Source organism: Metabacillus sp. KJ11-3 (genome assembly GCF_055808295.1).
On the sequence record NZ_CM147865.1, the window covers coordinates 2,123,347 to 2,147,979 of the forward strand.

Here is a 24,633-nt window from a genome sequence, read left to right on the forward strand (position 1 = left end):
GAGCACAGTAGTTAGAAGCTTGCTCCACTTATAATAAATTTGCGTACCAAAAGTCCTGAAAATCAAATTATGTGTAGCCTTTTTATCTTTTAGTCTTACGCCTGACCAATTTTCATAAAAAGAACATAGAATAAAAGAGGAAAAGTGTTGAAAGGTTGTATAAAAATGCCGATGATAAATCAAGAAAGACTTTGTATCACTACATCAAAAGTATATGATTGGATCGTTGGTCAAATTGATGTACCAACTCAAAGTTTTAGAGGAACTGCAGGGCTTGAAAGGCTGGGCTTTTCGTGTGAAGATATAACGGATCAAACAAGAGGCGGTCCCTTACTTTCTGAATGTATTCCAACAGATGCAGAAGGAAATCCGATTGATCCTTTATCACCAGGCTCTATATTATGTACAGAACTAACACAACCTGGCGGAAGGAGAAATGTTGATGTTACTCTTTCTTCAGGAGAAACTGTCACTCTGCAAGAAGTGATGATAGTAAAAAGGGGGTATTATGTGATACAAATCAGCAACTCCAGTGGTGTTACGTGTACATCCTCGCCCCAGACCTACTCCGTTATTCAAACATTCATACTTTGTGCACCTGAGGGAACAAATTTAACATGTGATATTACAGATTTTCAGTGCTTTTCTTGCAACTCATGTAGTTTAGATGACGAAGGAAATCAACAATTCCAACAGGTTGATGTTTCAATTACGCTTTGTCATAGCCTACAGGTAGAGAGCACAGTTACAATAGAGCTGGGTGCAGATATTTGTCAACCGCGATTAACGAAAATAGAACGTAATTGCCCTCAAATCAATATTCCACCAGTATGCCCGACGTTTTAATATCAAAATAGTATAAATTAGAGAGATGTGCCCTTTAAACAAATTAAGGCACATCTCTCTAATCTCTGTTTAATTTATTATATATTATCTTACAGCCACGATCGATTTTCTTTTATATAACAAAGATCCCAATACAAATGTGCATACTCCCCAAAGAACCATAATTCCGATACCAATCCACAAGTCTGTAGATAGTATACTTGTTTCATACACCATACTTTCTCTTAAACCTTCAACAAAATAGGTGAGAGGAAGAACATTCGAAATTGGTTGGAGCCATTCCGGCATCGTTTCAACAGGGAAAAACACACCGCTTAGAAACATCATAAGAAAATTTGAAATATTGGCTACCCCCATATACGCTTCAGTGGTATTACTAAAGGAGGAAATAAAATATCCCATAGCTGTAAAGGAAAGGGTACCAACTAAAAAGACAATCATAAGGCTTGGAAGATTGATAAATAAGTTGGCACCAAAGATAAATACGCCTATTAAAGATAATAACAGGATTTGAACAACACTAAATAACACACGCATAATCATATCGCTTAAACCAAAATAATTCATATTGGCAGGGGTCATCCGAAGCCTTTTGATCAACCCTTTTCTGCCCATCTCAACCAAACCTACCATCCCAAACATACCACCTTGCGCAATGGAAAGGGCAATCATCCCTGTTAATAGAAAATCAGTATATTGTAATTCTGTATTACCTGAAGAGATTGCTTCAATTTGTAATTCATAGGTTGGTGTTATACCTGCAGCCGAAAGATTTGCTTGTTGCACAAATTGATTCAGCATACCAGAAAGGGCTTGAGCAGTTACTCCTTGCTCATCTTCTTTGTTTACAACCAATTGAAGGGCAGATGCATCAATTGATTCAGGTAGGATGATAGCAGCATCCACTTCCTGATCTCTGACCAATTGTTCAGCCTTTTCTCTTGAAACAGGACCTTCGTTCTCAAATTCAAATACTGGAATATGCTTAATTTGCTCAAGGAGCATCGTAGAGGTTGGATTCGGATTTTCATCAACGATGGCCACACTTGCTGAAAAGTCTGTATCACTTCGCCCACTAAAAATTGACATAAAAATAACCATTAATATAACTGGAAAAAAGATGCCCCAAAACCATGATTGCTTTTCTCGAAACGTTAATTTAAGTTGGGCCATAAACATTTGCTTAAATTGGTTCATGTTAATCCCTCCATTCCTTGCCCGTATAAGCAATAAACACATCCTCCAGACTCATTTCACGAATGGACACCTGTTCTACCTGATAGTTTTTTTCTTTTGTAAATCCAAATAACTCAACCAACGTATCCTCAGGCTTTGTTGTCCACAACTTTAATGAACTACCTTCGCGCTCAGTTTTAGTTACTGATTTGAGGGTTTTCACAAACGCATCTGCTTCCCCAGATGCTTGATCACCATCAAGAAAGGTGAGACGAACTTCTCTTTCTTTTGTAAGCTTTTCTATTAGGGAAGAGGGAGTATCTAATGTGACAACTTTGCCTTGATCAACAATACAAACCCGATCACTTAATTTTTCTGCTTCTTCCATATAATGAGTGGTTAATATCGTTGTTTTCCCTAATTCCTTAAGCTGCAAAATAATATCCCAGATATTGCGTCTAGCTTGCGGATCTAAACCTGTTGTTGGTTCATCAAGGAAGATGATGTCAGGATCACTTATCATCGCAAGACCGATCGCAAGTCGCTGACGTTGACCACCTGACAGCTTCTTAACTTGATTTTTCCTGTGCTCAACAAGATTAACAAGTTCTAATATTTCATGTGTAGACCGTGCTTTGTCATAGAAGCTTGCAAAGAGGTTAAGATTTTCTTCAGGAGTTAATAAATCGAACATGGCACCTGATTGAGGCTGAACGCCTATTTTCTTTTTAATTTCATTTCCGTTCTTTTCCCATGATAAATCACCGAAGGTAATTTCACCGGCATCAGGAGTCACTAATCCTTCAACCATTTCCAGTGTTGTAGTCTTTCCAGCACCATTAGGACCGATGATGGTGAATATTTCTCCTGAGTTGACTGAAAAATTAATATCCTGAACCGCACGAATTGAGCCAAATGACTTTTTTAAATGCTTTACCTCTAATACAGTCACGTTTATTCCTCCTTTTCGTGAATTTTGCAACCATATAATTTTACGCAATAAATCACATAATAGTTTCACTATTTTTAAAATTATAAACTTTATTCCTTTGATCAATATATTTTCAACACAAAAGCTGCTTAATGGTATATTTATTAATAAGGATAGATACGGTTGGTAATTGTACATATTTCAATGGGGGAAGACTAATGTTTAAGGTGAAAACAGTGAAAATTGATGGTGAAGAAATTCACGTATTTAATAGCGCTATCTTTATTTTTGAGGCTAGTACTGGAATGACTTTAGAATGTAATCTGATTGTGACTGAAGTTGTCGTGAAAAAATATCAACGAGAAGAAAATGTTATTGTAGAAATAGAATTGGAAGATGGAAGAATAATCAATTCAATTATGATGGTGAATACAATACATGGTGGATTGCCACAAATACATTTATGCTGCAATATAGATGACACTGAAGAATATAAGGATTTTGATCGGGTAAACGAAAATGATACAAGATTTCCAAACATAGAAGAGGGAGTGACTCTGGAAGATATAAGAAAAGTTGACATGCCAATTGAACCGATTACTCTAAAATTAAAACTTCCTATTGATCAGGTAGAATGGTTAAAAAAGCAAAGAAGGACCGAATTGAACGAAATAATATCTGAGTTTATTAAGATGAAAAGACAATAATTTTTTTCAAAAGATTGGTACATTTCATGACACATTTTCTTTCCTCCGACATATATTAGCTTCTGTGAGAATTTTTAAGCTGAAAGGAAACGTGATCATGAGCAATTATCAAATAAAGGTACCAAAAAAGGAAGAATATAAAGGTGGTAGTAATGGATATAAGGTTATTGAAGTAAATGTATCCACTTCGACCGATAGTTTATATGCTGTAGTTACTCCTGTTAAAAAAATGTAAAAATGAAGAAAAACAATCTTTTTGTACATATACATAGAAAGATTGTTTTTCTTTTTAACAGTAAGAAAGGTGATGTTTCTCTCTTATTCTAAAAACTGGACATACTTGTATCAAATGAACATATTGAGGGCATAGTAAAAATAAAAAGGAAATAAACATGATTTTACTTTTTTCTTCCATTATTTTATTTAACTTAATTGCCTATAAATATTCTAAGAGGCTAACTCAAAATCAAATCTGCCATATTTGGCTTTTCACCATTTCCTTTCAAGTGTTATTTGATATATTTATGGAATATAAATATATGGCTTACTGGTATTTTGATAAAGGTGTGGATTGGCTGGGATTGTTGGCACATCTCTTCTTAATACCTCCAGTAAATATCATTTTTTTGAACGGGTTTCCATCTAAAGCAACTCCACTGAGGCAGTTAGTATATATTGCCTTATGGACTTGCTTTGTGCTCATTTATGAATACACTACTATATTACCAGAGCCGATAGGGTTCTTTCATTTAGGCTGGTGGCAGGTTTGGTATGATATTTTTGTTGCCCCTGTCCTCTTCATCATCTTACTAGGGTATTATAAGTATATTTTAATTTTAGAAAAAAGGGTTTTAGATAGTAGGAACACATAAAAAACGCCAAATGGCGTTTTTTATGTGTTCTAGTTATTTTTAAATGTCAGTCCAAATTCCTGCAATGCTGAACGAAGTTTTGGTAAAGAGGAGGGACCTATGCCATGCAATGATAGGATTTCCTTTTCACTATATTTTGCAAGCTTCTCGACGGTTACGATTTCTTTGCTCTCTAGTGCTCGTCGTGCTGGTGCAGAAAGAAGTGACAAAAATCCTGTTGCAGGCTTTCGTTCATTTTCACAAATAGGGCATGTAGGGCAATCACTGCTTTTCTCGAACACATGTCCATTTTCACATGTTCGTTTTGTCTTTTTAGAGTCTGTCATTAGCAAAAGGCTCCTTCGTTTCAGCTATTTATAAATTATTGTAGCAGATGAGCCTGTCGATATCCTCATTAAACATAATTCACATGTAAGTTTACCCGATATTTGCAATTTGGAAATAATAATATTTCTCTATTTTAAGTGTAAAACTTATGAAAAAGAAAGAATTTTCATAATATAAACTTATATTCTAGCTTTTCATAAAGATAAATTAGTATAATATTATTCAAATAAGAAGAAATATATTGATTATTTAGTCAATTAGAAGTACCCTTATAATATCATTCTTGAATTATGTTTAGTGAAGGGAGTTTTGAATGATGAATTTACGTAGCAATATGATTAAAAAGGGCTTTGACCGCGCCCCACATCGCAGCTTACTTCGTGCTGCAGGGGTAAAAGAAGAGGATTTTGATAAACCGTTTATTGCGGTTTGTAATTCATATATTGATATTGTACCTGGTCACGTACATTTACAAGAGTTTGGAAAAATTGTTAAAGAAGCAATTCGTGAAGCTGGCGGAGTTCCGTTTGAATTTAATACGATCGGTGTAGACGATGGAATTGCAATGGGCCACATCGGAATGCGTTATTCATTACCAAGCCGTGAAATTATTGCGGATTCTGTCGAAACAGTCGTATCTGCACACTGGTTTGACGGAATGGTTTGTATTCCTAACTGTGATAAAATCACTCCGGGTATGATGATGGCAGCATTACGTATCAACATACCTACACTCTTTGTTAGTGGAGGTCCAATGAAGGCCGGTGTAACAAGTGATGGTAAGAAAATCTCTCTATCTTCTGTTTTTGAAGGAGTAGGTGCCTTTCAATCTGGTAAACTTGACGAAAAAGGCTTGACAGAACTAGAGCAATTCGGTTGTCCAACTTGCGGATCCTGCTCAGGTATGTTCACAGCCAACTCAATGAACTGTTTAGCTGAAGCACTTGGACTAGCAATGCCGGGTAACGGGACAATTTTAGCTGTTGATCCAAAACGTAAAGAGTTTGTTAAAGAATCTGCTAAACAATTAATGAATTTAATTAAAGATGATATTAAACCAAGAGATATCGTAACAGAAAAAGCAATTGATAATGCATTTGCACTTGATATGGCGCTTGGTGGTTCTACAAATACAGTATTACACACGCTAGCTTTAGCGCACGAGGCAGAAATTGAGTACCCAATTCAACGTATTAATGAAGTGGCAGCTCGTGTTCCTCACTTATCAAAATTGGCTCCAGCCTCAGATCATCATATTGAAGATTTGCATGAAGCTGGCGGAGTTTCAGCAGCATTATATGAGCTATCGAAAAAAGAAGGAGCGCTTCATCTTGACACACTAACAGTAACCGGTAAAACATTAGGTGAAAATATTGCCGGCTGTGAGGTACAGGATCATGAAGTCATCCGACCAATTGACAATCCTCATACAGAAAAAGGCGGACTTGCTGTATTATTCGGAAACCTTGCTCCTGATGGTGCGATCATTAAGACAGGTGGCGTACAAAACGGAATTACTAGCCATGAAGGTCCTGCAATCGTATTCGAATCACAAGAAGAAGCAATCAACGGAATTGCCAATGGAAAAGTAAAAGAAGGTCATGTCGTGATTATCCGTTATGAAGGACCAAAAGGCGGGCCGGGAATGCCGGAAATGTTATCTCCAACTTCGATGATCGTTGGTATGGGGCTTGGACCAAAGGTAGCGCTTGTTACTGACGGGCGTTTCTCAGGTGCATCTCGTGGTCTTTCAATTGGGCATGCTTCACCTGAAGCAGCTGAAGGCGGTCCGCTTGCATTCGTTGAAAATGGTGATCATATCGTGATTGACATTGAAAACCGTACAATGGATGTTCAAGTTGATGAAGACGTATGGGAAGAACGTAAAGGCAACTGGAAAGGCTTTGAACCTAAAGTGAAAAAAGGGTACTTAGCCCGTTATTCTAAGTTAGTTACTTCTGCAAGTACTGGCGGAATTATGAAAATCTAAAGATAAATACAGAAAAAACCATATAAACACATGAGGTTGGAAGCTGAAAATTCCAACCTCTTATAATTGTATTGAAAACTATTTTTAATTCTTTTTTAAATCAACATATTAGATATAACTGTTATGACTCCGTTGAATTATCTAAAATCGAGCACTAACTACAAATTGGATTTTTGTCCATGTAGGAGGTTCAGAGGATCAAATGTTTCAAGCGCTGTTTCAAGGTCCATGAATCTTAATGAGGACAAGAAAAAAATTTGGTACATTTTTACAGAGAGCAAATCAGTCAGACTTGTATTATATGAAAGGACTTATTGAGGCAGGTAATGTAAAACCTGTAATTGATCGTTGCTATAAGCTCAGTGAAACAACGGAAGCCTTTAACTATTTTGCTGAAGGGCATGCTCGTGGAAAGATCGTATTGTCAATTTAGAAAAGGAAACAAAAAATGTGGACCAACTGACTTGAAATGTTTCCACATTTTTTTCGCATAAAAGATAATAACTTATTATTTTAAACGTTATGTATTTTATTAAACACTTAGATAGAGAGATACTGTATGTGAACAGGATATTATATAGAACCCTGATAAATTAACCTGAATTACTCTTACTGTCTTAATTTTTGAATACATGTTGTCCAATAACTACAGCCGTTTCTCTAGAATCTAGCCAGCGATTTGTTGCAATATCAGGGTTATAGAAAAACAACGAGTCTTTCGCAATTTTCCTCATATCAGATAATGCTGCGAAGACAGCTCTTCTAGATTCCTTGTCAGCCGGTTTGTTAATTTCACCATTTGAGACAGGTTGGAATTGTCCACTTTGATAGATAACATCTCTAATTGTATCCGGGAATTTCGGACTATCTACACGATTCAATACAACACTGGCAACTGCTACTTTTCCTTCAAAAGGTTCTGATTGAGCCTCAGCTCGTACAATTCTTGCTAGTAAATCTATATCGTTTTCTGAAATATTTACTTTGCTTGAAATAGTTTCCCCACGACTTGCAACAGCTGGTCGACCTTTTTTATCTTTATCTATAGAAATCTCTTGTCCCACATAAATGAGATCGAGGTTTTTCACCTGTGGATTTGCTGAAGCTAATTCGGAAAGTGACATACCATTTTCTCTTGCTATTTTTGACATTGTATCTCCTTTTTGCACAGTATAAGCGAAAATAGGTTCAGCCGATAAAAGAGTGAAAAGTAATGTTAGTAAAAAAATTAGTTTTTTCAAAATTTGTCCTCCTAGACGATTTCTTTTTTGAACTCTTGTCTCATTCCATACCTATGTGATAAAAAATCCGAATAGTGTTACAATTTGTTTACATAGACGTTACAAGAAGCTCGAAAAATCTTAATATAGGAAGAAATAGGAAATTTCATGTAGTCTTTTTGGATAATAGTCTCTATGAAACATATACTTTTGTAAATTCATATCTAAAAAGGGGATGATGCAGTGGAAGCAAAAAATCTGGAATTAACTAAAAACTTACGTCATGAACTTCATCAACATCCTGAACTCTCAAATCATGAGGTATGGACAAAAAATCATTTAATCCAATTCTTAAAAACATATACGTCGCTAGAAATTGTCGACAAAGGTCAATGGTTTTATGCGGTGTATAGAGCTGGTGAAAAGAGAAGAAACATCGCATTTCGAGCAGATTTTGATGCTCTTCCGATTGATGAAACGATAGACATTCCACATGCTTCTAAATACCCTGGTATCTCACATAAATGTGGACATGATGGTCATGCTGCATGCCTAGTTGGCTTCGCTCTAGAGGTTGATCAAAAAGGAGCAGATAAAAATATCTTTTTTCTCTTTCAGCATGCAGAAGAAACAGGAGATGGTGCCATTCAATGTGTCCCATTTTTACAAGAGAACAACATAGAAGAAATCTATGCCTTTCACAATATGAGTGGAATGACATTAAATTCAGTTTATGTTATTGATGGAACGGCACATTGCGCATCAAAGGGAATGACGATTCTAATGGAAGGTACACCGGCACATGCAAGCCAGCCTGAAGATGGAGTGAATCCAGCTTATGCTATAGCAGGGATTATTAATACGATTCAAGATCTTACTTCCTCCAATACGTATAAAGGAATGGTATTGTGTACAGTCGTGCATGTAAATATTGGAGAAAAAGCCTTTGGTATTGCAGCAAGTAAAGGGAGCTTAATGCTTACATTACGTGCATATTATGAAGAAGAACTTGTACAACTAGAAAAAAGCATTGAAAAGTTAACACTTTCTCTGGCCAAACAATATGGACTAAAACCAAGTTTCTCATACACTGATATGTTTCCTGAAACGGTAAATCATAAAGAAAGCACAGATAAAATCAGATCAATCTGTGAAAAGAAAGAAATTCCCCTCGTTGAAATGAAGGAAGGATTTCGTGCATCAGAAGATTTTGGTCATTATTTAAAGGTAACAAAAGGGGCTATTTGCTATATTGGCAATGGGGAAGACTATCCTCATATACATACTGTTCAATATGATTTTCATGATGGAATTATCGAGACAGCAGTAGAACTATTTAAAGGTCTAGCGGAAATATAAAAACTATATATACATTCTAAAAATGATAAAAGTCTTTCCAGACTGTACCTATAAATTGTATGGGGAATTAACCAAGGCCATTATGTAACATTGCAAAATTATAACTACATAAACCACAACATTTCTTCTCATATAATATGATAAAATATCTACAACAATGTTATTAGACAAATCAAGGGGTGAGCATTTTGGCAAACATAAAATATGAAATTCAGCAAAGTTTTGGAGTCATTTCTGAAGGTGCAAAAGGATGGAAAAAGGAATTAAACCTAATAAGTTGGAACAACAGAGATCCCAGATATGATCTAAGAGATTGGGATGAACGACATGAAAAAATGGGGAAAGGGCTAACACTGTCAAAGGATGAGTTGATTAAATTGAGAGATTTATTAAATTCGATGGAATTATGAGAAGGAACCTATCAAAAGGTTCCTTTTTTTGATACTTATTTACGTTACTAAGATTACTGTTTCTCTAGACGTATGATATATTCGCTGATAAAATTAATAGGTATATTTTCTCATCTATTATTTGACGTTGGGGGCTTAAATGTAAACATGATCAAGACATTAAAAGCAAAATTATTTCTTTCTCTGCTATTAGTATCAATCGTCCCATTACTAATTGTTAGTATTGTGCTTTATATAAAGACAAATCAGGGATATGATACTGTACTAAAAAATGAACAAGCCGTTAACGTGGAATCGATTTCAGATCGGTTGAACACATCTTCAACAGAACTTCTTGAGTTAACAAAATACTATGCTAATCAGCCAGACGTAATTGAGGTTTTTAAACAAGGTGACCGAGAAAAGATGGCTGTGTTAATTAAATCTACATTTGAGCGGCTGCAACGAGAACATCAGTTAGATGTCTTCGAGGTTGGAGATGCAAATGGCTCTGTGTTTTTTAGAGGTCATAACCCGGAAAAACATGGAGATGACAAAAGTGATAAACCGGTCATACAAGCATCATTGGAAGGAAAGGAATTAGCAGGTTTTGAATTTGGAACAAGTGGTTTAGGTGTGAGAGCATTTGTTCCTATTATGGATAACAACGAAGTAATAGGTACATTGCAAACAGGATTAGATGAAAAAGTAATCGAAGAAATCACACACTCCATGAAGGGTATTAGATTATCCATTTCAAATATTGAAGGTGAGATTTTAGTAGCCTCTCATAAAAAATATGTAGGTGGAAAGATAGATGATTCTTCCATCCTTAATAAAGTTTTGAATGGCGAGCAAGTTTCAAGAGATGCTAAAGAAAGCTTAGAATACTATATACCGCTTTTTGACCCTACAAAAACGGAAGTAATCGGGATTATCCAAATCGTCCAAGACACAGGTATGATCCATCAGATGAATAATCAAGCTTTATTATTCCTTGTCATTACTGTGATAACTACTCTTATTATTGTGATATTCATAGCAATGTTATTGAGTCGAAACTTTTCTGAACCAATTAAAGATATAACGAACTTTATGGGTGAGCTTGCCAAAGGTAACCTGAATAGTACATTAAAAAATAAAAAGAGAACAGATGAAATTGGACAACTTTCCCACTCAGTTGTTGTGACACAGTCTAGTATGAGGGAGATGTTACAAAAGATTTCTACCCTATCTACAACAGTTTTACAGCAATCTACTGCAATGAAAGAGGCATGCATAGAACTAAATGAGGGGAGTGATCAAATAGCCACAACTATGCAGGAAATTGCAATGGGGTCCGAAGAACAAGCAAGTAGTTCCTCAAAATTATCTCAACAAATGGATATTTTTGTGAATGGCATTAAGCAAGCAAATGAAGATGGTTCCATGGTACAAACATCATCATCTAATGTCCTAAACATCACAAAACAGGGTGAACGCCTAATGAAAGAATCTATTCAGCAAATGGACGCATTATTTCAGATGATGAACCAAGCAGTTCAAAAAGTCGATAGACTTGAACAGCAATCTATAGAAATTGCGAAAATAGTCACTGTTATTCAAGCAATCTCAAATCAAACAAATCTATTAGCATTAAATGCTGCAATTGAGGCTGCAAGGGCAGGAGAAGACGGTAAAGGATTTGCTGTTGTTGCAAATGAAGTACGGAATCTGGCAGAACAAGTATCAAACTCAATTTTAGGTATAACGACAATCGTCTCGAATATTCAATCTGAATCCACCAGTGTGATTGAAGCGCTGACCAATGGTTATAAACAAGTTGAGATAGGATCAAATCAACTACAGCAAACAGGAAAAACTTTTTATGAAATAAATGAATCTGTGTTAAGTATGGCTAATAAAGTGAAAAATATAACGACACAGCTTTCAGATATAACATATCATAGTCAACATATAAATCAATCCATCGACAATATTGCTTCGATATCGCAAGAATCCGCAGCAAGTATTGAAGAAACTAGTGCAACTGTTCAACAAACGAACTGCTCTATAGAACTTCTCTCAAGAAATGCTAATTCTCTTGAACAGCTTTCAGAAGAATTACAAAAAATGGTCAAAACGTTTCATATATGATCGAATGAAGGCACACCAATTCGTTGAGTCCCTTTATTTTGATCAAGAGAACAGGAAATCATTTGAATATTCCAAAAAAATAAAATTTTATATGCATCAATGCATGATTTGGAATATAATGATAGAAAAAGTTACTTGGAAAATATAAGGGAGAGGAATAAATTGGGGTTTTTACATACATTATCAAAGTTGGTAGTGGAAGAACGTAAGATTACTCCTCAACTAAGAGAAAAGCAGGACAAGAAAGTTGAAGTAGTAAACAGTTGTTTGGAGTTTGTTGATGACTTTTCAAGAAAGAAAGTCATTGAGATAGATGCTTTACATAGCAAAGGAAGCCATCTTATTAGAAAAATGACCATTCATGTAAAACATTATAATCTTGGAAATAGTTCAAAAAGTGAATTAAAAAAAGCTTTTATAGAAGCAGAACATTCCCTTAAGGAAAAATTACTAGGAGAGAAAGAAACGTCTAAGGTTTTAAGTTTTGAAGAAAGAAAAACAATCAGCAAAATCTATCATGATAAGTTGGACTTAATAAAGAAAGAAACAGGTACATTTTAATAAACCTATGTAGAAAAAGAATCCGTCTTAGTACAGATTCTTTTTTTCGTGCAAAACAAGATTTTATATTTCCTGTTCAAAATCAAGAAAAAAAGAAAGTGTAAAAAGTAAGAAGAGTCTAAACATTTCAACTTATATTGTTCCAAGGTTTTTTTGTTGATATGTAAAACTTGCTGTGGCATTGTAGGATAATCCCTCTGCTATTAAACCAAACTAATACGTGTCTTACTCTTTACTAACAAACCAAATACTACTGGGAGGTACACAACATGAAAAAGTTATATTTGAGTCTTTTGGCTGCAACTTTACTTTTCCTTTTAGCTGCTTGTGGAGGAAATCAGGATAATGCAAACGGGAAAACAGATTCACAAGATGCCGCTGAGAAGGAAGTTCTTAAAGTTGGTACTGAAGGAACATATGCTCCATTTACATTCCATAATGAAGAAGGAGAACTAACCGGATATGACGTTGAAGTGATCAAAGAAGTTGCCAAGCGAATGGGTGTTGAAGTGGAATTTATGGAGACACAATGGGATTCAATGTTTGCTGGTTTAAACTCAAACCGTTTTGATTTAATCGCGAATCAGGTCGGAATTAATGAAGAACGCTTAGCCAATTATGACTTTTCGAATCCTTATACTTATTCTTCATCTGTTATTGTTACAAAGGCCGATAACAATGATATTAACACGTTTGAGGAATTAAAAGGGAAGAAATCAGCACAATCGTTAACTAGTAATTATGGCGCAATTGCTGAAGAAAATGGAGCAGAGATTGTAGGAGTAGAAGGCCTTGCACAATCAATTGAATTAATTAAACAGGGGCGTGCTGAGGTAACAGTAAATGATAAATTAGCTGTTTTAGATTATATCAAAACACAAAACGATAAGAATGTAAAAATTGTAGCAGAGTCTGATGATGTATCCGAAATGGCATTCACATTTAATAAAGGAAATGAAGAGCTGATAGAAAAGGTTAATAAACAATTAGAAGCAATGAAAGAAGATGGCACGTTAACAAAAATTTCCGAGGAATGGTTTGGCGAAGATGTTTCTGCAAAGTAATACAATAACAGCTGATATGGGAGGTTGGGAGTTATTTTTCAACTCTCTTCTCCCTATGATTACAGGAGCCATTCAATACACGATCCCACTTACATTAATTTCATTTACCGGTGGTATGATTTTAGCGCTAATCACTGCGATGATGCGGATATCAAAATCCCGTATTTTACAGATACCTGCAGCAGTGTATGTTTCAGCAATCCGTGGAACACCATTGCTTGTGCAATTATTCATTATTTTTTACGGCTTGCCTAACTTGGGCGTTAATCTTGATCCGTTTATTAGTGCCACTATTGCTTTTATATTAAATGTAGGTGCCTATGGATCCGAAATCTTACGGGCTTCTATTTTATCTATTCAAAAAGGGCAGTGGGAGGCCGCTTATACGATAGGAATGACGAGATGGCAGGCTCTATATCGTATCATTCTTCCGCAAGCAGCTAGAGTTTCTGTACCGCCACTATCTAATTCATTTATTAGTTTAGTAAAAGATACGTCACTAGCTTCACTTGTATTAGTAGCTGAATTATTTCGAAAAGCACAGGAAATTGCAGCAAGGACATATGACTTTTTGCTTTTGTATGTCGAAGCAGCACTTATTTATTGGGTTATTTGCTTACTTTTATCACTCGTTCAAATCGCAATAGAAAAACGTCTGGATCGTTATGTAGCAAAATAAGGGAGGTGTAAAGCTTGTATTTATCAATAAAAGGGTTGGCAAAATCATTTGGGGAAAATGAAGTATTAAAAGATGTGAATGTTGACATTCAAAAAGGTGAAGTAGTATCGATTATCGGTCCTTCCGGATCAGGTAAAACAACCTTACTTCGTTGTTTTAATGGGCTGGAAGATCCTGATAAGGGGGTTTTCACCTTTCATGATGGGCAAATTTTAAATTTTGAAGAAAAAATGAATAAACGAGATATCGTACAATTCAGCAGAAGATCAGGGATGGTTTTTCAAGCTTATCACCTATTCCCTCATAAAACTGCATTGGAAAATGTAATGGAAGGCCCTATTATTGTTCAAAAGCGAAATAAAGCTGAAGTCAGACAGGAAGCAGAAACACTCCTTGAAAAAGTAGGGTTAAAAGATAAAATGAATTTTTATCCCCATCAATTATCAGGAGGACAGCAGCAGAGAGTAGGTATTGCCAGGGCATTGGCATTAAAGCCGGAATTGATGTTATTTGATGAACCAACATCTGCTTTAGACCCTGAATTAATTGGAGAAGTTTTAACTGTAATAAAAGACTTAGTCAAAGAAAATTGGACGATGATTATCGTCACCCATGAAATTCAATTTGCTGGTGAAGTATCAGATAAAGTGTTATTTATGGATGGTGGATACATCATAGAACAAGGCACACCAGATGAGGTACTTAAGTCACCGAAAGAAGAAAGAACCAAAAGATTCTTACAAAGAATTTTACATCCTTCAATTGAGGTGTAGGCTGAATATTTGGATAAGGATTGAATCCATCATCCTTATCTTCATTTCCGTGCTTAATATCAGAAAGAGAATTTGACTATTAAAATACTTACTTGATAGTATTAAAAGAAAAACAATGATTTAACAAGGCACTGAGATAAGGTGGTTGCAAATGAAATCAAATGAACCAAATCAATTGATCTCCGATTGGATGTCTTTAGCAAACATTCAAATTCGCGTGGAACATGAACTAGAATCGATTCTTCAAGAAACCCATCAATTAACATTAAAAGAATTTTATGTGCTATTATTTCTTTCACAAGCACCTAATAAAAAATTAAAATTACAGCAATTACAAAATATGGTTGGATTAAGCCAGAGTGCAATGTCACGCTTAGTCAGCAGATTTGAGGCTAAAGGCTGTGGAACATTAAGAAGGCATGTTTGTGTTGAGGATCGTCGCGCAATCTTTACAGCTCTAACAGAGTCAGGAGAAAAAAACTGGAAGAAGCCATTCAAACAGTTCATCAAACATTACAACATTCTTTTGCTGATAACGAAATACAAGCTGAACTAAAAAGACTGCTTTCTCAATTTTAGAAGGAATAGAAATAGTTTATTTTGGTAACAAATCAGCTAATCGTATTTTTTTAGTAAGAAATCATTTCGCTTGACGAAATATTTTCTCATGTGCTAATTTTGTATGCATGCACATACATTTTTATTAGATTTTCATAGAAGGAGTTTTTATGTTGAAACATTTATTCAGTCCATACGAGATAAAAGATCTTTCATTAAAAAATCGTGTAGTTATGCCACCAATGTGTCAATATTCTGTAACAAACAAAGACGGGATCGCAACCGATTGGCATTATATGCACTATGTAAGTCGTGCGATTGGTGGAGCCGGATTAATTATTATTGAAATGACAGACGTTGAACCAAATGGTCGCATTACAGATTTTGATTTGGGATTATGGTCAGATGAACAAATCCTGCCATTAAAACGTATTGTAGATGCTTGTCACCAATATGGTGCAAAGGTTGGTATCCAAATTGCACATGCTGGCAGAAAAGCAGAAGATGCTGCCGAACCAGTAGCTCCATCTGCCATTGCTTTTGATGAAAATTCAAAAACTCCAAGAGAGCTATCAACAGCTGAAGTAAAAGACATGGTTGAAAAATTTCGGCTTGCAGTAGGTCGTGCGGTTCAAGCAGGGGTTGACGTAATTGAACTTCATGGTGCACACGGATATTTAATACATCAATTTCACTCTAGTTACACAAATAAACGAACAGATGAGTATGGCCGGGATTTGACCAAGTTTGGAAGAGAGGTCATTGAAGCGGCAAGAGAAGAAATGCCAGAGAGTATGCCTCTCATCATGAGAATATCAGCAAGAGAATATGTAGAGGGGGGTATGGATTAAACGAGAGCATTGAGTTTTCACGTGAATATCAACGCGCTGGTGTTGATATGTTCCATATTAGTGCAGGTGGAGAAGGTCCAATTGCTGCAGCAGGAAGACCAGGTACACATGTTGCATACCAAGTACCTATGGCCAGAGCAATTAAAGAGGCATTACAAGTACCAGTTATAGCTGTAGGAAGATTAGATGAACCGGCTTTAGCAAACTCTGTAATTGGAAACGAAGAAGCTGATCTTGTAGCAGTTGGGCGCGGCATGCTAAGAAATCCTTACTGGACTTTAGAAGCAGCAACTTTTTTACGCAAAGAAATTGATGTACCTCAACAATATATAGCTGGCTTTCCAAGAAATTAAAAGGAAAAGTTAACCGGTTAAAGAATATGTTAGATAGAGCAATAAAACTAGGATTTATGGAAATTCTAGTTTTATTGCTCAAATATAAATTTATTATTTTTCTTTATAGAAAGGCGAGAACATTTTGAATAAATTATCCGGAACAAAACGATTACAGCTTGCTTTGCTTTTAGGATCACTTGGACTATTAGGACCCTTTACGATTGATATGTATCTGCCTTCATTTCCTACAATTGTAGAAGATTATCAAACAGAAGCATCTTTAGTACAAATTAGTTTAACGACCTGTTTATTAGGACTTGGATTAGGTCAATTAATTATTGGTCCAATGAGTGATGTTCAAGGTCGGCGTAAGCCATTACTTATTTTCTTGGTTTTATATTTATTAGCATCATTAACTTGTTCCTTTGCACCCAATATTTATACCTTTATTGCATCACGTTTCGTACAGGGCTTCGCTGCAGCAGGCGGACTTGTTATTTCCAGGGCTGTAGTTCGGGACGTATATAGTGGTAAAGAATTAACTAAGTTCTTTTCATTATTAATGTTGGTTGGGAATTTGGGTCCAATTGTAGCACCGATCGTAGGAGGCGGTGTTCTTGCGTTTACAAATTGGTCAGGAGTTTTCGTTGTTTTAGCAGGTGTTGGATTAATCTTATTTCTAGTTGTTTCATTTAAAATGGAAGAAACGTTACCAAAAGAAAATCGTGTACCAAGCAATTTTAAACAAGTAGTCAGCAATTTTGGTTCGTTATTAAAGGATCGACAGTTTACAGGCTATGCGCTTACACAAGGCTTTATAATTGCTGGGATATTTGCCTATGTATCAGGTATTCCATTTGTCTATCAAAATATCTACGGCGTATCTCCACAAGTATTTAGTTTATTATTCGGAGTAAATGGGATTGCTTTAATCATTGGAACTCAATCTGTTGGTCGGTTAACAGATTATATTTCTGAGAAAACATTTTTAAAAATAGGTTTAATCCTTTCTAACACTGCTGGTGCACTTTTACTTATTGCACTTCTATTAAAAGCGCCACTTTTATTGGTCGCCATTCCAATCTTCTTTTTAGTAGCGTCGATCGGAATTATCTCAACGACTTCCTTTGCACTAGCCATTGAAACTCAAGGTCATATTGCCGGAAGTGCATCTGCATTATTGGGCTTATTACCATTTGTTTTAGGCTCTTTAACAGCACCTCTTGTAGGTATTGCTGGCGAATATAATGCGATTCCGATGGGTGTCGTGATCTTCTCAGCTAGTTTTTTAGCATTTTTATCATATTATGGCTTAGTTCGTAAATCTTCTGGTAGCATTCAAACTGCCAAATAATACGTATTCTTTTTCATTTAGTTGGAATTCTAGTATAGTATTAATGAACATGGACTTTTTAATAAAGGAGAGAGTGTAAAATGAATTTTGTTACATTAAACAATGGATTAAAAATGCCTCAACTTGGCTTTGGAGTATGGCAAGTTGAGGATGAACAAGCAACAACTGCTGTTGCAAAGGCCATTGAGGTTGGTTACACTTCGATCGACACTGCTATGATTTATCAAAATGAAGTCGGTGTAGGGAAAGCAATCAAGGAAGCATCTGTCCCACGTGAAGAGCTATTTATCACGACAAAGGTATGGAATACTGATCAAGGATATGAAAATACAATAAAAGCATTTGAAGCAAGCTTGGAAAGATTAGGTCTGGATTATGTTGATCTATACCTTATTCATTGGCCAACACCAGAGTTTGATCAATATGTTGATACATATAAAGCACTTGAAAAACTATATAAAGATGGAAAAGTTAAAGCAATTGGTGTATGTAATTTTGAAATTGAGCATTTAGAGCGTTTATTAAACGAATGTGAAGTAGTACCGGTTCTAAACCAAGTTGAGTGTCACCCATACCTTGCACAAAATGAATTAAAAGAATTCTGTGCTAAACATAATATTTTTGTTGAAGCATGGAGCCCACTGGACCAAGGTGGAGAGGCATTAAAGGATGAAGTTATTCAAAAAATTGCAAACTCACATAACAAATCAACAGCTCAAGTCATTTTGCGCTGGCATTTACAAAATAATACCATTGTAATACCAAAATCAGTAACTCCATCTAGAATTGAAGAAAACTTCAATGTTTTCGACTTTGAACTAACATCACATGAAATGAATGCAATCAATGAACTCAACCGCAACCGTCGTAAAGGTCCACACCCAAATGAAATGAATGTAAGATAATGACAAGAAAGACTGCTTCCAATGTTGGAGCAGTCTTTCTTGTGGTTTAAAAAATGATAAAATTCTTGAACTGTGAGAAATCGCTTCTACAACCAGCGTCTAGCCACAAATGAATGAAGATACGTCTTTTATTCATTTGTGGCTTATTTGCCCTAGGCTGGGCGATTGCTCTTTTGTTCCATTCTTACTTTTTAGAAAGCTTCCATGCCGGGATTAGAGAATGAAAATAGAAAAAATAGCTCATAACCATATGTATCACAGTGTAAATCGCAAGTGTAGTCAGATAGGTAAGAAACCATTGACCAACTGAATCACCTAAAAAGAAAAATAATAAAATCATACCAACTGGAAAGGGAACTAATACGATTAACCAAATTGGTGCACCAACTGCCTCTGTTATAGCACCTAGTGATACCACAGAGAATCCTATCAATATTGCTTGCCAAAAGGCAATTCCATCACTTATGAGTAAACTTCCTACGTCATATGAGATGGCTGTAAGAATAATTGCCAGCATAAAATCAACTACATATTTCATCATCTTTCAACTCCTCAGGTAGTCTTCTACTATATTACCATTATCATCCATATCGCGTAAATATTATAGATTAATAGGTTCAATACAATAAAAGAAATTGGAGGATTCGTTTTACACCACCTTCTGCCTATTAGTCGTCGGTAATACTATTATGTAAACTTATAAAATAAAGTTGATTATGAATATTCCTCTTCATAATCAACACATGGGTAATATTGATAGTTAGATAAATCAATTGAATGATGCTCAGTCAATTTTACGCCTTCATTTTAAAGGAGTTGCTTCTGTAGTTGAAAGGAGGATTCTTCTTTAAAACCAATCTCACCTTTGGCATTCACAACCCGATGCCATGGAAGTTGGTATTTCGCACTCATAGAATGAAGGATGCGTACAACTTGTCTGGCACCTCTAGGACTGCCTGCCAACCAGGCAATCTGGCCATATGTCATAACATGACCTTGTGGTATATGCAGGATAAGATGTATAACTCTTTCTGTAAAAGGACGAATAATAAACACCTCCTGGGTTTTAGAGTTCAGAAATCGTTAAAAAGGAATTGTAGCCATTAAAAAGAAGATCATAACTATATATGTATTATTTATATAGGCTCTTTTCTAAAAGATTGTTGTTTTAAAAAAGTACTTTAAAAAACTAAATAGGGTTTTTGAACGGATATGCGAGACTCCTGTGGGAGCTGTGGGACAGGTGAGTCCCGGCAGACGCAAAGCGTTGAGAAGGCTCACCGCCCACCCCACGGAAAGCGAGCAGCCTGGAGCTCAAATCAACAACCTCTACACTTATTACAAAGCAACAAGGTTTGCGAAAACAGCCTTTATATATTATAACACATAGTACCATAGTAAAATTTGAAACAGAAATGACTGCAGAACACACAAATTTTTTCATAATTCCTAATACTTTCACAAAATCTGTTGACAGTTGTAAATCCTTATGGCAAATTTAAAAGATATATTTACATAATTCAGGAGGAAATGATGACTATGGAAAATCGCACGAATATAATCGATTGTACCATTCGTGATGGCGGGCTAGTAAATAATTGGGATTTCAGCGTAGAATTTGTTCAAGACTTGTATCATGGCCTAAATGAGGCTGGTGTTGAGTATATGGAAATCGGCTATAAAAATTCACCTAAGCTTTTAAAGGCTAGCGAACCAAATCCATGGAGATTTCTTGATGATCAGTTTCTTAAAGAAGTGATTCCTGAGAAAAAAAACACAAAACTATCTGCTCTTGTTGATATTGGCCGTGTTGATCCAGATGATGTTTTACCACGCGAACAGAGTGTATTAGATATGATTCGAGTGGCATGTTATATCCGTGAGGTAGACAAGGGTCTAGAGCTCGTCCAAATGTTCCACGATCTTGGCTATGAAACAGCTCTTAACATCATGGCACTTTCCAGCGTTCCAGAGAACCAATTAATAGAAGCTTTTGACATGGTTAAGGAAAGCCCTGTAGATGTTGTGTATATTGTTGATTCGTTTGGAAGTTTAGATCCTTCTGACATTGAACACCAAGTAAAGAAATTTAAAGGTATGCTTCCTAACAAAAAATTTGGTATTCATACACACAATAATATGCAGCTTGCTTTTGCCAATACATTAGCAGCATTGCGTAATGGAGTTAGTTTTCTTGATTCATCTGTTTATGGAATGGGTAGAGCGGCAGGGAATTGCCATACAGAGCTCCTTGTTACACATATCCAAAAAGCAAGCTATGAGCTTAAACCCGTTCTGGGTATCATTGAAAAGCATATGTTGGACATGAGACAAAAGTGGGAGTGGGGGTATATCATTCCTTATATGATCTCTGGAACATTGAATGAACATCCACGTGTAGCAATGGCTTACCGTGATAGTGAGGATCGGGATAAGTTTGTTGAGTTTTATGATAAAGTCACTTCTCCTGAAGCATCAGTTGCTCCTGCGACGAAATAAATACCGAAATAAAAACTCAGCCCCAATAAGGCTGAGTTTTTTTAAAAATTTAATCCATAATTACATCATAAGCTGGCTTGACTTGATACTCAGTATCAAAAACAAATGGCGCGTCTACGCCAACACCATCATTATATTGCTCCGCACGATCGTTTAACCATGTATGATTATCAGCAATTCCCCAGAAAGTAACATTGCTAATGTTGCTGCCTAATCTTTCATATAGCTCAAATAGTGCATTATATCGTACTGCCTGTCTTTCAAACTCAGACTCAGGTATGTCTTCATAAGTTGGATAAGCAGGTCGTGGCGGCCATCCATATAAACTCACATCTAACTCGGTTATTTGGTTATCTAGGCCTAAGCTTGCAAATAGACGAATGGAATCCTCAATTTCTTGAATGGAAGGCCATCCGATTTGAATATGTGCCTGATGTCCAACTCCATCAATCGGTACACCTTGGTCCAATAAATCCTTCACTAAATTGTATAAAAGATCTCTCTTGGGTTGTACTTCTGTATTGTAATCATTAATGTATAATTTAGTATCTTTCCCGCCGAATTTTCTAGCTGTTTCAAACGCAACTTTGATATAATCTGTTCCAGTTATTTGATACCATGGAGATTCACGTAGACCTTTATCATTTGATGCATATTCATCAATTACTTCATTCACAACATCCCATGCATCGACATCGTTTTTATAACGCTTTACAATTGTCTTTACATGTTTTTCCACACGTTTAAGAAGGAGCTTTTTGTTTTTCTCCCTTTGCTTTGGATCTGTTTCTTCAATCATTGGATTTCCATTTTTGTCTAAAAAGAACCATTCAGGAACTTGACTATGCCAAATTAATGTATGAAAGCGTAAGTCCATATTATTTTCTTTTGCAAATTTCACAATTTTATCAGCTTCTTTAAAATTAAATTTTCCTTCTTCTGGCTGAATATTAATAGGCTTCATTACATTCTCTGCAACAATACTGGTATAATGACGTTTTAAAACTTCCCCATTAATTCCTTCTAGTTGACTAGGTTCAACTGCTGCTCCGATTGTAAAAGAATTTTCATATCTCTCACTAATTGAAGGGACCTCAAGAGCACTTCTTGTTTCGTTTGCTGACGCAGCATTTCCACCTACTGGTAAAAGTAAAGCTAAAGCTAATCCAGAAATAAGTGGTTTTCTTAAAACTTTTAGCATTGTATCGTCTCCTTTTTCAAGAACATAAAGTAAGTGCTTACAAAACAGTTTTCCAGCATAACCTCCTTAATAATAGTAAAGAAGAGGAAGGAAGTAAGGGTTTACATATGCATGTTCATTTGATTCCTCTTATGCTCGAAATGATTATACCAACAAACAATTAGTTTGTATACCGAATAAACTAAGTAATTGGAGAAGTAGGTGAAAATGAATCTTTATTCATATTTATCACAATTAAGTATGGTAGAAAATGTAAATAAATAGTTCCTTCGACATCTTAATGATAGAGAGATTTTCTGTTGCTTATACGAAAAGTAGACCAAGAAAAAAGCGGGAGGAAACTTACTAAGAAATCTATGTAAAAGTTGACAGGTGAACAAATGTAATAAAAGAAAAAGGAAGAAGATGAAGCATTACTAAATGCTCATCAACATTCATTATCAGGTACATATCTGTTGCTCCCAGGAAGTTTTTTTATCTTATTCCAGGCTTCAATTGCATTTGTTCGACTTTTTCCCCGATTCTTAGGATCAGCAAAGAAATCACGAGTGAATTGATTATATTCAAATTGTGGGGCGATTTTTTTCGTATAAGTTGGGGCTTTCTTTCGTTCTTCTTCTTCATACCAAGCATCAACAACATCACGGTATGTTTTTCCGGTGTTATTTTTAAAGTAGTTCTGGATATAAGTAGAAAAATGAAAATTAGGGATAACTGTCTTAAAAAATGCTCTTACACTCTGACTGCAACGATGGTTTTCTGTAATAACAGTATCAAGGCTTAATTCTTCGAGCAACTGAATATTTCTTTTTACATTTTGTTTTCTAATAGGAGATTTTATCTCTCCTGTTTTTAAAAATACCTCAATTCTATCTGCGATTTCCTGTTTTGATCCAGTAACGCTTATCCCGTTTTCCCTGCAAAATGTTTGTAGTTCCGTTTTCAACCAATAGTAATTTTTAAAACTTTGAATGCTGGTATGTTTCGTTAATTTCGGTCTCATTACTTATCCTCCTTTTATCCTTATCTACTCATTATAGAACAAATGTTCTTTCAGTACAAAAGAATTATTAACGGAAGCAATTTATTGTGTAAAAGGAATTATCCTCGTTCTATCCAATTGTTCTCACTGCCACTGAAGTCATACATCAAATGACGATTCTCACGACGTTTTTCCACGTTGAGCATTGAATATAGAGTTCGATAAAAATACCCTTCAAAACTTGTATGTATTTTTCTTATTCGTTTCATAAATACGGTTTGCTTAAAAGCATAAACAATAATATCTATGACATCTTCTATACACCTTTTAAAGTTGAGTTTGTTATAGGCAATTAACACACGTGTCCATAGACGGTAGATATCAAAAGCATGGAAAAAGGGTTTTGCTGCTTGGATAAACTTTTCATGAACTATTTCAGGTACAAAGCTTGCCTGTATTTTATAATCATTGATCGAACCCATTATCTATCTGTTGTTCACCGGGTGTCATATGATTTGTTTCTGTAACGTTAGTTCGTTTTTTTAGGTTTATTCTCACAGAGTGAACTTTGCTTATTCTCTGTTTTATTAGGAGTGACATCATGGGTGACATCATGGGGTGGGGTGTTATTAGTAAGTAATTCATCGATTGATTGAAATGGTTGTATGATTAGTAAATTCACCTCTTGCTTTCCATTCATTCTGGCTGTTGTCACTTTCTTTAGAATGTAGGCTTTCTAAAGTTTTAACTACTCGAATAACAGTTCTTCGGTTCAATTTTACCCCCAGCTGCTATCGTATATAGCAAATGACACACCAACTACTTTAACAGAATGTCTCCAGATAAAAGTTAATACCTTTAAGGTTCCTTCAGATAATGATGATTTGTATGTATACAAAAAGCCGCGAACAGAGTGAT

General features: G+C 35.6%; 26 protein-coding genes and 2 pseudogenes. 18 read left to right on the forward strand and 10 right to left on the reverse strand.

Annotation, left to right across the window (positions count from 1 at the left end):
* Positions 1-147: 147 nt before the first annotated feature.
* A complete protein-coding gene (locus tag AC0L8O_RS10765; protein WP_473448013.1) occupies positions 148-846 on the forward strand; it encodes a BMQ_0737 family morphogenetic spore coat protein in 699 nt (232 codons plus the stop codon).
* An 84-nt stretch (positions 847-930) separates the two neighbouring features.
* On the opposite strand, the gene AC0L8O_RS10770 is transcribed toward AC0L8O_RS10765, so the two are convergent.
* Both AC0L8O_RS10770 and AC0L8O_RS10775 read right to left on the reverse strand, forming a co-directional pair.
* Positions 931-2,043: an ABC transporter permease gene (locus tag AC0L8O_RS10770; protein WP_473448015.1), complete on the reverse strand. Its 1,113-nt coding sequence runs from the start codon at positions 2,041-2,043 to the stop codon at positions 931-933.
* 1 nt (position 2,044) lies between these two features.
* The gene (locus AC0L8O_RS10775) at positions 2,045-2,974 is read right to left on the reverse strand and encodes an ABC transporter ATP-binding protein (protein WP_473448017.1); all 930 of its coding nucleotides are present in this window, start codon (positions 2,972-2,974) and stop codon (positions 2,045-2,047) included.
* A 197-nt stretch (positions 2,975-3,171) separates the two neighbouring features.
* On the opposite strand from AC0L8O_RS10775, the gene AC0L8O_RS10780 reads away from it, so the two are divergent.
* The 3 genes from AC0L8O_RS10780 (at position 3,172) to AC0L8O_RS10790 (ending at position 4,532) form a co-directional block, all read left to right on the forward strand.
* Entirely contained in the window at positions 3,172-3,660 is a 489-nt protein-coding gene (locus AC0L8O_RS10780; RefSeq protein ID WP_473448019.1) for a hypothetical protein, read from the forward strand.
* 97 nt (positions 3,661-3,757) lie between these two features.
* Positions 3,758-3,895, forward strand: coding sequence for a hypothetical protein (locus AC0L8O_RS10785; protein WP_169908329.1), 138 nt, complete (start codon positions 3,758-3,760; stop codon positions 3,893-3,895).
* Positions 3,896-4,052: 157 nt separating this feature from the next.
* On the forward strand, positions 4,053-4,532 hold the full coding sequence (locus AC0L8O_RS10790; RefSeq protein ID WP_473448021.1) for a hypothetical protein: 480 nt from the start codon (positions 4,053-4,055) through the stop codon (positions 4,530-4,532).
* Between the two features lie 29 nt (positions 4,533-4,561).
* Here the strand turns inward: AC0L8O_RS10790 and AC0L8O_RS10795 are convergent, their stop codons facing one another.
* Positions 4,562-4,858, reverse strand: coding sequence for an RNA polymerase alpha subunit C-terminal domain-containing protein (locus tag AC0L8O_RS10795; protein WP_473448023.1), 297 nt, complete (start codon positions 4,856-4,858; stop codon positions 4,562-4,564).
* 314 nt (positions 4,859-5,172) lie between these two features.
* Here AC0L8O_RS10795 and ilvD point away from each other — a divergent pair, with 314 nt between their 5' ends.
* Together ilvD and AC0L8O_RS10805 are read left to right on the forward strand one after the other, a co-directional pair.
* Positions 5,173-6,849: a dihydroxy-acid dehydratase gene (gene ilvD, locus AC0L8O_RS10800; protein WP_473448025.1), complete on the forward strand. Its 1,677-nt coding sequence runs from the start codon at positions 5,173-5,175 to the stop codon at positions 6,847-6,849.
* Positions 6,850-7,087: 238 nt separating this feature from the next.
* A complete protein-coding gene (locus tag AC0L8O_RS10805; RefSeq protein WP_473448027.1) occupies positions 7,088-7,282 on the forward strand; it encodes a zinc-binding dehydrogenase in 195 nt (64 codons plus the stop codon).
* A 184-nt stretch (positions 7,283-7,466) separates the two neighbouring features.
* Here AC0L8O_RS10805 and AC0L8O_RS10810 read toward each other — a convergent pair whose 3' ends face one another.
* Positions 7,467-8,090, reverse strand: coding sequence for a cell wall hydrolase (locus AC0L8O_RS10810; RefSeq protein ID WP_473448029.1), 624 nt, complete (start codon positions 8,088-8,090; stop codon positions 7,467-7,469).
* A 222-nt stretch (positions 8,091-8,312) separates the two neighbouring features.
* Here AC0L8O_RS10810 and AC0L8O_RS10815 point away from each other — a divergent pair, with 222 nt between their 5' ends.
* The 11 genes and pseudogenes from AC0L8O_RS10815 (at position 8,313) to AC0L8O_RS10865 (ending at position 19,033) form a co-directional block, all read left to right on the forward strand.
* Positions 8,313-9,428 carry a M20 metallopeptidase family protein gene (locus AC0L8O_RS10815; RefSeq protein ID WP_473448030.1) on the forward strand — a complete coding sequence of 372 codons (1,116 nt, stop codon included), beginning with the start codon at positions 8,313-8,315 and terminating at the stop codon, positions 9,426-9,428.
* 188 nt (positions 9,429-9,616) lie between these two features.
* A complete protein-coding gene (locus tag AC0L8O_RS10820; RefSeq protein ID WP_473448032.1) occupies positions 9,617-9,838 on the forward strand; it encodes a YdbC family protein in 222 nt (73 codons plus the stop codon).
* 147 nt (positions 9,839-9,985) lie between these two features.
* Positions 9,986-11,953 carry a methyl-accepting chemotaxis protein gene (locus tag AC0L8O_RS10825; RefSeq protein ID WP_473448034.1) on the forward strand — a complete coding sequence of 656 codons (1,968 nt, stop codon included), beginning with the start codon at positions 9,986-9,988 and terminating at the stop codon, positions 11,951-11,953.
* Positions 11,954-12,115: 162 nt separating this feature from the next.
* Complete coding sequence (locus AC0L8O_RS10830; RefSeq protein WP_264142383.1) at positions 12,116-12,514, forward strand: hypothetical protein; 399 nt, start codon at positions 12,116-12,118, stop codon at positions 12,512-12,514.
* A gap of 269 nt (positions 12,515-12,783) precedes the next feature.
* Entirely contained in the window at positions 12,784-13,578 is a 795-nt protein-coding gene (locus AC0L8O_RS10835) for an amino acid ABC transporter substrate-binding protein (RefSeq protein WP_473448036.1), read from the forward strand.
* Complete coding sequence (locus tag AC0L8O_RS10840) at positions 13,562-14,257, forward strand: amino acid ABC transporter permease (protein ID WP_318841557.1); 696 nt, start codon at positions 13,562-13,564, stop codon at positions 14,255-14,257. The genes AC0L8O_RS10835 and AC0L8O_RS10840 overlap by 17 nt, the downstream gene beginning before the upstream one ends.
* Before the next feature lie 14 nt (positions 14,258-14,271).
* Positions 14,272-15,030 (forward strand): amino acid ABC transporter ATP-binding protein, encoded by a 759-nt coding sequence (locus tag AC0L8O_RS10845; RefSeq protein ID WP_473448038.1) that lies wholly within the window; start codon positions 14,272-14,274, stop codon positions 15,028-15,030.
* A 151-nt stretch (positions 15,031-15,181) separates the two neighbouring features.
* The gene (locus AC0L8O_RS10850; protein WP_473448040.1) at positions 15,182-15,586 is read left to right on the forward strand and encodes a MarR family winged helix-turn-helix transcriptional regulator; all 405 of its coding nucleotides are present in this window, start codon (positions 15,182-15,184) and stop codon (positions 15,584-15,586) included.
* Between the two features lie 175 nt (positions 15,587-15,761).
* A pseudogene (locus tag AC0L8O_RS10855) lies at positions 15,762-16,792 on the forward strand (NADH:flavin oxidoreductase/NADH oxidase).
* Positions 16,793-16,916: 124 nt separating this feature from the next.
* Positions 16,917-18,128, forward strand: a complete 1,212-nt coding sequence (locus AC0L8O_RS10860) for a Bcr/CflA family multidrug efflux MFS transporter (RefSeq protein ID WP_473448043.1) — start codon at positions 16,917-16,919, stop codon at positions 18,126-18,128.
* 80 nt (positions 18,129-18,208) lie between these two features.
* Positions 18,209-19,033, forward strand: coding sequence for an aldo/keto reductase (locus AC0L8O_RS10865; protein ID WP_473448046.1), 825 nt, complete (start codon positions 18,209-18,211; stop codon positions 19,031-19,033).
* Between the two features lie 184 nt (positions 19,034-19,217).
* Here the strand turns inward: AC0L8O_RS10865 and AC0L8O_RS10870 are convergent, their stop codons facing one another.
* On the reverse strand, positions 19,218-19,574 hold the full coding sequence (locus tag AC0L8O_RS10870) for a hypothetical protein (RefSeq protein WP_473448048.1): 357 nt from the start codon (positions 19,572-19,574) through the stop codon (positions 19,218-19,220).
* 173 nt (positions 19,575-19,747) lie between these two features.
* Positions 19,748-20,020: pseudogene (locus tag AC0L8O_RS10875) on the reverse strand (MGMT family protein).
* 552 nt (positions 20,021-20,572) lie between these two features.
* Here AC0L8O_RS10875 and AC0L8O_RS10880 point away from each other — a divergent pair.
* Positions 20,573-21,532 carry an aldolase catalytic domain-containing protein gene (locus tag AC0L8O_RS10880; protein ID WP_473448050.1) on the forward strand — a complete coding sequence of 320 codons (960 nt, stop codon included), beginning with the start codon at positions 20,573-20,575 and terminating at the stop codon, positions 21,530-21,532.
* Between the two features lie 49 nt (positions 21,533-21,581).
* On the opposite strand, the gene AC0L8O_RS10885 is transcribed toward AC0L8O_RS10880, so the two are convergent.
* The 4 genes from AC0L8O_RS10885 to AC0L8O_RS10900 form a co-directional block, all read right to left on the reverse strand.
* The gene (locus tag AC0L8O_RS10885) at positions 21,582-22,733 is read right to left on the reverse strand and encodes an endo-1,4-beta-xylanase (RefSeq protein WP_026562290.1); all 1,152 of its coding nucleotides are present in this window, start codon (positions 22,731-22,733) and stop codon (positions 21,582-21,584) included.
* A 427-nt stretch (positions 22,734-23,160) separates the two neighbouring features.
* Positions 23,161-23,736 (reverse strand): DUF6434 domain-containing protein, encoded by a 576-nt coding sequence (locus tag AC0L8O_RS10890; RefSeq protein WP_473448052.1) that lies wholly within the window; start codon positions 23,734-23,736, stop codon positions 23,161-23,163.
* Between the two features lie 98 nt (positions 23,737-23,834).
* Entirely contained in the window at positions 23,835-24,197 is a 363-nt protein-coding gene (locus AC0L8O_RS10895; protein WP_473448054.1) for a hypothetical protein, read from the reverse strand.
* 159 nt (positions 24,198-24,356) lie between these two features.
* On the reverse strand, positions 24,357-24,491 hold the full coding sequence (locus AC0L8O_RS10900; protein ID WP_473448056.1) for a hypothetical protein: 135 nt from the start codon (positions 24,489-24,491) through the stop codon (positions 24,357-24,359).
* Positions 24,492-24,633 lie beyond the last annotated feature (142 nt).